The 6,499-nt window shown below is 27.8% G+C and carries 6 protein-coding genes and 1 pseudogene; all 7 read left to right on the forward strand.

Going from position 1 to position 6,499, the window contains the following annotated elements:
- Positions 1–810 (forward strand): annotated as a pseudogene (locus J7G74_RS11375) (cobyric acid synthase); the annotation flags it as partial.
- An 8-nt stretch (positions 811–818) separates the two neighbouring features.
- The gene (locus J7G74_RS11380; RefSeq protein ID WP_297135403.1) at positions 819–2,180 is read left to right on the forward strand and encodes a cobyrinate a,c-diamide synthase; all 1,362 of its coding nucleotides are present in this window, start codon (positions 819–821) and stop codon (positions 2,178–2,180) included.
- A gap of 14 nt (positions 2,181–2,194) precedes the next feature.
- Positions 2,195–3,145: an adenosylcobinamide-phosphate synthase CbiB gene (gene cbiB, locus J7G74_RS11385; protein ID WP_297135404.1), complete on the forward strand. Its 951-nt coding sequence runs from the start codon at positions 2,195–2,197 to the stop codon at positions 3,143–3,145.
- A 56-nt stretch (positions 3,146–3,201) separates the two neighbouring features.
- Positions 3,202–4,272 carry a pyridoxal phosphate-dependent aminotransferase gene (locus J7G74_RS11390; protein WP_297135407.1) on the forward strand — a complete coding sequence of 357 codons (1,071 nt, stop codon included), beginning with the start codon at positions 3,202–3,204 and terminating at the stop codon, positions 4,270–4,272.
- Between the two features lies 1 nt (position 4,273).
- On the forward strand, positions 4,274–5,176 hold the full coding sequence (locus J7G74_RS11395) for a GHMP family kinase ATP-binding protein (RefSeq protein ID WP_297135409.1): 903 nt from the start codon (positions 4,274–4,276) through the stop codon (positions 5,174–5,176).
- Positions 5,149–5,778 carry a cobalt-precorrin-8 methylmutase gene (locus J7G74_RS11400; RefSeq protein WP_297135413.1) on the forward strand — a complete coding sequence of 210 codons (630 nt, stop codon included), beginning with the start codon at positions 5,149–5,151 and terminating at the stop codon, positions 5,776–5,778. The genes J7G74_RS11395 and J7G74_RS11400 overlap by 28 nt, the downstream gene beginning before the upstream one ends.
- 8 nt (positions 5,779–5,786) lie before the next feature.
- The coding region (gene cbiD, locus J7G74_RS11405; protein ID WP_297135414.1) for a cobalt-precorrin-5B (C(1))-methyltransferase CbiD at positions 5,787–6,499 on the forward strand (713 nt) is incomplete at its 3' end.

Consider the following 6,499-nt stretch of genomic DNA (forward strand, 5'->3'; position numbering starts at 1 on the left):
ACTAGGTTTAAGAAAAAAGTTGGAAAAAGTGATGTACATATAGAAGTTGTTAGAACACCTCATATGTCTAATTTTACAGACTTTAATATATTTGAAACACAAGAGGATGTAAGTTTGAGATATGTGGACTATGGTGAAGCTTTTGGTGATCCAGATATAGTAATTATTCCAGGGACAAAAAGTACAATAGATGATCTTATGTTTTTAAGAGAAAATGGTCTTGAAAATCAAATTAGAGAACTTCACAAAAGAGGAAAGCTAATAATAGGAATTTGTGGAGGATATCAAATGCTAGGTAAAACACTAAAAGATCCATATCATGTTGAAAATGATTTAGAAGAAGTAGAGGGTATAGGACTTTTAGATACAGAAACTACATTTGAGCTAGAGAAAACTACTACCCAAGTAAAAGCTGTTATGTCAGAAAATTTGCATGGGTATTTAGCTAATTTAAATAATAAAGAGGTTAGAGGATACGAAATACATATGGGGATTACCCGTGGACTAGAAGAATGTAAAACCTTACTTACTGTAAAAGAAAAGTTAGGTGAAGAAGTTAGTTATATTGCAGGAAGTGTAAATGAAGAATGTAATGTATTTGGTACTTATCTTCATGGAATCTTCGATGATATAGAATTTACTAGAACAATTCTTAATAATATTAGAGAAATGAAAAATTTAGAGAGAATTGAAAGTAAAGTAGATTCTTTTGAGGAATTTAAAAATAAAGAATATGACAAACTAGCAGACTTTTTAAGAGAACATTTAGAGATAGATAAAATATATGAAATAATGAATGAGCAAGATTAGGTGATATTATGAAAAAAATATTAATTGCAGGAACAAACAGTGGAGCAGGTAAAACTACAATTTCCCTGGGAATAATGCAAGCATTGACAAAAAGAAATTTAAAAGTACAACCTTATAAAGTAGGTCCAGATTATATTGACCCTTCATATCATACATTTATAACAGAAAGACATTCAAGAAACTTAGATTCATACATGTTAGATGATGAAAAAATAAAATATATAGTAAAAAATTCATCAAAGGATGCAGATATATCAATAATTGAAGGTGTTATGGGACTATATGATGGATATGGGATAGATTTAGATGATTGCACAAGTTCCTATACATCTAAATTATTGAAAGCACCAGTAATACTAGTTATAGATGCTAAAGCTATGGCAACATCTGCCGCTGCTATGGTATTAGGATATAAAATGCTTGATACAAATGTAAATATTGCTGGTGTAATTACTAACAATGTAAGAAGTGAATCTCATTATAATATGCTAAAAGAAGCTATAGAAAAGTATACAGGAGTAGAAGTATTAGGTTATTTCCCTCCAAACAAAGAGTTTTCCCTTGAGTCAAGGCACTTAGGTTTAGTTCCTAGTGTGGAAGTAGAAACATTAAAAATTAAATTTGATAATTTAGCAAATGAAATTGAAAAATATATAGATGTTGATAGAATACTTGAAATATCTGAAACAGAGGAATTTGATACTAATTTTAGTTTGGATAATTTTGTTGAAGATAATCAAATGAACAATAAGACAATTGCAATAGCATATGATAAAGCTTTTAATTTTTATTATAGAGAAAATATAGAGCTATTTGAGAAATTAGGTTTAAACATAAAATACTTTAGTCCAATGGAAGATAGAAAACTGCCTAAATGCGATTATATTTATATAGGTGGAGGTTTTCCTGAGATTTTTGGTAAGGAGCTTCATGCAAATAAAGAAATAAGACAAGCAATATTAAATGCTCATGAAAATAATATTCCTATATATGCTGAATGTGGTGGACTTATGTATTTAGGCTCCAAATTAGAAGATAACAATAAAAATGTATTTGATATGGTAGGAATTTTTAATGGATGCAGCAAAATGACTTCATCTTTAAAACGATTTGGATACTGTTTAGGAGAAGCTACAGAAGATACTATTCTCTCTAAAAAGGGAGATATAATAAAAGGTCATGAATTTCATCATTCCATATTTGAAAGTAATGAAAAATGTGCTTATCATATGAAAAAAATTAAAGATGATAAAGTTATTGATGAGTGGGAAGGTGGATACAGTAAAAATAATACTTTAGCAACGTATTTACATACTCATTTTTACAATAATTTAGATTGTATAGCAAAGTTTTTAAACTCTAATAAATAAGGAAGTAAAATAGAATGAATATATTATCAATGTATATAGGATATACTTTGGATTTGATTATAGGAGATCCATATTCATTCCCACATCCAGTAAGATATATTGGCAAGTTAATTAGTAGTGTAGAAAAACTAATAAGAAAAATCACTTCATCTGATAAAGGACTAAAAATAGCTGGATTTTTCTTATGGTTTATAACTGTTGGAATTACCTTTGGGATTACATATCTTGTAGTAAATCTTTTTAAATTTAATAAAATAGCATTCTTAGCAGTAAACTCCATATTAATTTATACCACACTTGCTACAAAGTGCTTAAAAGATGAAGCAGTTAAGATTTACAAAGTATTAAAAACTGGAGATATAGAAAAATCAAGAATTCAACTTTCATATATAGTGGGAAGAGATACAACAAGTTTAAATGAAAAAGAGATAGTTAGAGCTACAGTTGAGACTGTTGCAGAAAATACTGTTGATGGAATAATAGCTCCTTTATTTTATGGATTTATAGGAGGAGCACCTCTTGCCATGGCATATAAAGCTATTAATACTTTAGATTCAACAGTAGGATATAAAAATGATAAATATTATTACTTAGGATATGCATCGGCAAAAATAGACGATATAGCAAACTATATACCAGCAAGAATTGGTTTAATATTGCTATCATTAGGAAGTTTATTTGTTGGATTTGATTTTAAAAATTCATTAAAGATTGGATATAGAGACAGAAAAAATCATAAAAGTCCAAACTGTGCTTATTCAGAAGGGGCAGTTGCAGGTGCTTTAGGAATTCAACTAGGTGGTACAAATATATACTTTGGGAAAGAAGTGTATAAGCCAACTATTGGAGACAAAAGTAGAGAAATAGAAATTGAAGATATTGTAAGAACTAACAAAATAATGTATTCAGCATCAATAATATCAATAATAATATTTACTGCTATTTATTTTTTCTTAAAAGGTTAAATTGAAATTATTAAATTACATCAATATAAATAAATATAGAAAAGAGGAGATTAAGTATGAAGGATTTAGGTCATGGGGCTAATGTAGAGCAGATGGCAACAGTTTTCAATAAAAAAACTGAAGAGATAATAGACTTTAGCTCTAATATAAATCCAAAACTTATTCCAAATTTAGAAAAATATATTTTAGAAGGTTTAAGTAAAAGTACAAGTTATCCAGATATACACTATACTAATTTGAGACGAAATATAGGAAATTACTTAAATCTTGATTCAAAATATATTATTCCAGGAAATGGAGCTACAGAAATAATCTATCTTCTTATGAAAAATATTAAAAAAAGAATAGGAATACTAAATCCTACATTTTCTGAATATGAAAGAGGAGCAAGATTAAATAATTTAGAAGTTATAAATTTTTACTTAGATAAAGACAATGAATTTGCTGTGGATATGGATGAAATAAAAGAAAATATAGATAAGATTGATAGTCTATTTATATGTAACCCTAATAATCCAAATGGAAAAGTAAAAAACATAGAAGAACTTTTAAAAATTCTATCAGAATATAAAAAGTTATTAATTGTGGATGAGACATTCATGGAGTTTGTGAGTAAAGAAGAGGATTATAGTTTAGTAAAATATGTAGAAAACTATGATAATCTTTTTATTATAAAAGCAGTTACAAAATTCTTTGGTATGCCAGGACTTAGATTAGGATATGGTGTTACAAGTAATAAGGAAATAATAGAAGGTATTTATAAATATAAGGAACCTTGGACTGTAAATTCTTTTGCAGACACTTTATCAAATTATATATTTAAAGAAAAAGAATATATAAAATCTAGTAAAGAGTATTACAAAGAAGAACAAAACTATATGATTAATTCATTAAATAAAATTAAGAATATAAAAGTTTATGATACAGACACAAATTTTATATTAATAAAGCTTAAAAATATAAATGCTGAAGAATTAAAAATAAAATTATTTAAAGAAAGTAATATCCTAATCAGGGATGCATCTAACTTTATAGGTTTAGATAAAAATTATATAAGAATAGCTATTAAGAGTCATGAAGAAAATGAATTGATTTTGAAAGAGTTAAATAAAGTATTGGGAGAATAGTATGAAATTTTATGGAATATGTCCAGCTTCCTGTGGTGAGTTTGTACAAGGAATTTTAGATAATGAAGAATACTTATCTTCATATGCAATAGATATGTTTTCTATTGCAACCCTTGAAGAAAAAGTATCAGATATAAATTTAGGTCCTAACAAATCTAGAAAAGCCATAGAGAAGGTTTTTGAAAAATTTAATATTCCACTTAAAGAGTCTAAAAATATATCACTAGATATTAATAGCAACATACCTGTAGGGAAAGGAATGGCAAGCTCCACTGCTGATATTGGAGCAACTATAAGAGCTACACTTTCATTATTAAACAAGAAATTAAATAATGAAGAAATTTCTTATATTGCCTCGGAAATTGAACCAACAGATTCTATTTTGTTATATGAAAATAGTATTTTCAATCCTATAAATGGTAATGTGAAAAGATATTTGTCTTCCTTAGAAAAAGCTAAGGTTATTGTATTAGAGCCAAATGAAATTTTGGAAACAAGTCTAATAAGAAGTAATCCAAGTTATTTAGAGAAGAAGTTGGAAAATAGGGATATTATAAAAAAATCATTCAATTTGTTAGAAGAAGGTTTATATAAAAATGACTTAAAAATAATAGGTAAAGCCTGTACCTTAAGTAGTTTAGCAAATGAAAACATACATAAAAAACCATATTTAAATGAAATAGTTGATATTTCAGAAAAAATGGGAGCTTATGGTGTGAATATTGCTCATAGTGGTACAGTAATTGGAATGTTAGTCGATGATAATATTGATTATGAAAAAATTTTAAGACATCTAAAAGGTTTGGAACTAAACAGATATTATAAAAAAATACACTTATCAAAAATTATAGGACAAGGGGAGAGGGAGGAAATAGAGTGGAATATATTAAAGACCCTAAAATGATAGAAGTAAAAAGTTTTGAAATTATTCAAGGTATCATTGATGATATTAGACCAGGATATAAGTTTAAAAATGAAATAGAAGAAAAAATAATTAAACGATGTATTCATACTAGTGCTGACTTTGAATACTTAGATATTTTAAAAATTTCACACAGTGCTGTTGATAGCATTATAGATGCATTAAAAAATAAATGCACAATCTATACGGATACTAATATGGCACTTAGTGGAATAAATAAAATGAAATTAAATGCTCTTGGATGTGAGTACAAATGTTTAGTTGCAGATGAACAAACTAAAGAATTAGCTAGAGAAAAAGGAATCACAAGATCTATGGCAGCAGTAGAAATTGCTATGAATGATGAAGGTAGAAAAATATTTGTATTTGGAAATGCACCAACTGCTCTTTACAAAACTATAGAAATGGTCAATGAAGGTGGCAAAGTTGATGCTATAGTAGGTGCACCAGTAGGATTTGTGGGAGCAGCAGAGTCTAAATATGAATTAGAAAAAACTGAAATTCCTCATATAGCTGTACAAGGTCGAAAAGGCGGGAGTAATGTAGCTGCTGCAATAATGAATGCAATATTATATGCAATGTAGGGATAACAATGGAAGAGTATGTATATATTGATGGAAAAAAATATAAAAGAGGATATACAACAGGTTCATGTGCAGCAGCAGCTTCAAAAGCATCTGTGTATATGCTTTTAACTAAAGAAAAAGTTGATAAGGTAAATATAGACACACCAAAGGGTATACCTTTAACATTGAGTGTTAGAAATATAGAAATTAGTGATGATTATGCAATTTGTTCAATTGAAAAAGATGGTGGAGATGACATTGACGCTACACATAAGATGAATATATTTGCAAAAGCAGAGTTAATAGATAATTTAGATAATGAAGATATTATTGTAACTGGTGGAAAAGGAATAGGTCTAGTCACTAAGAAAGGATTAAGTGTAGAAGTTGGTAAGCATGCAATTAATCCAGTTCCTATGAAAATGATTAAAAGTGAAGTTAGAAAAATTTTAAAAGAAAAAGAAGATTTTATAGAAAAAAATAAATCGATAAAAATAACTATTTTCGCTCCAGAAGGAGAAGAAATAGCTAAAAAAACTTTTAATCCTAGACTGGGAATAGTTGGTGGAATATCTATTCTAGGTACAACAGGGATTGTGGAGCCAATGAGTGAAGAAGGTTGGAAGAAATCTTTATCTATAGAATTGGAGATGAAAAGATCCCAAGGTTTAGATAAGATTATTCTAGTACCAGGAAATCATGGTGAAGAATTTATAAGAGAACATTTAAAAATAGATAT

Origin of the sequence: Terrisporobacter sp. (assembly GCF_017888745.1) — a bacterium.
GTDB lineage: Bacteria > Bacillota > Clostridia > Peptostreptococcales > Peptostreptococcaceae > Terrisporobacter.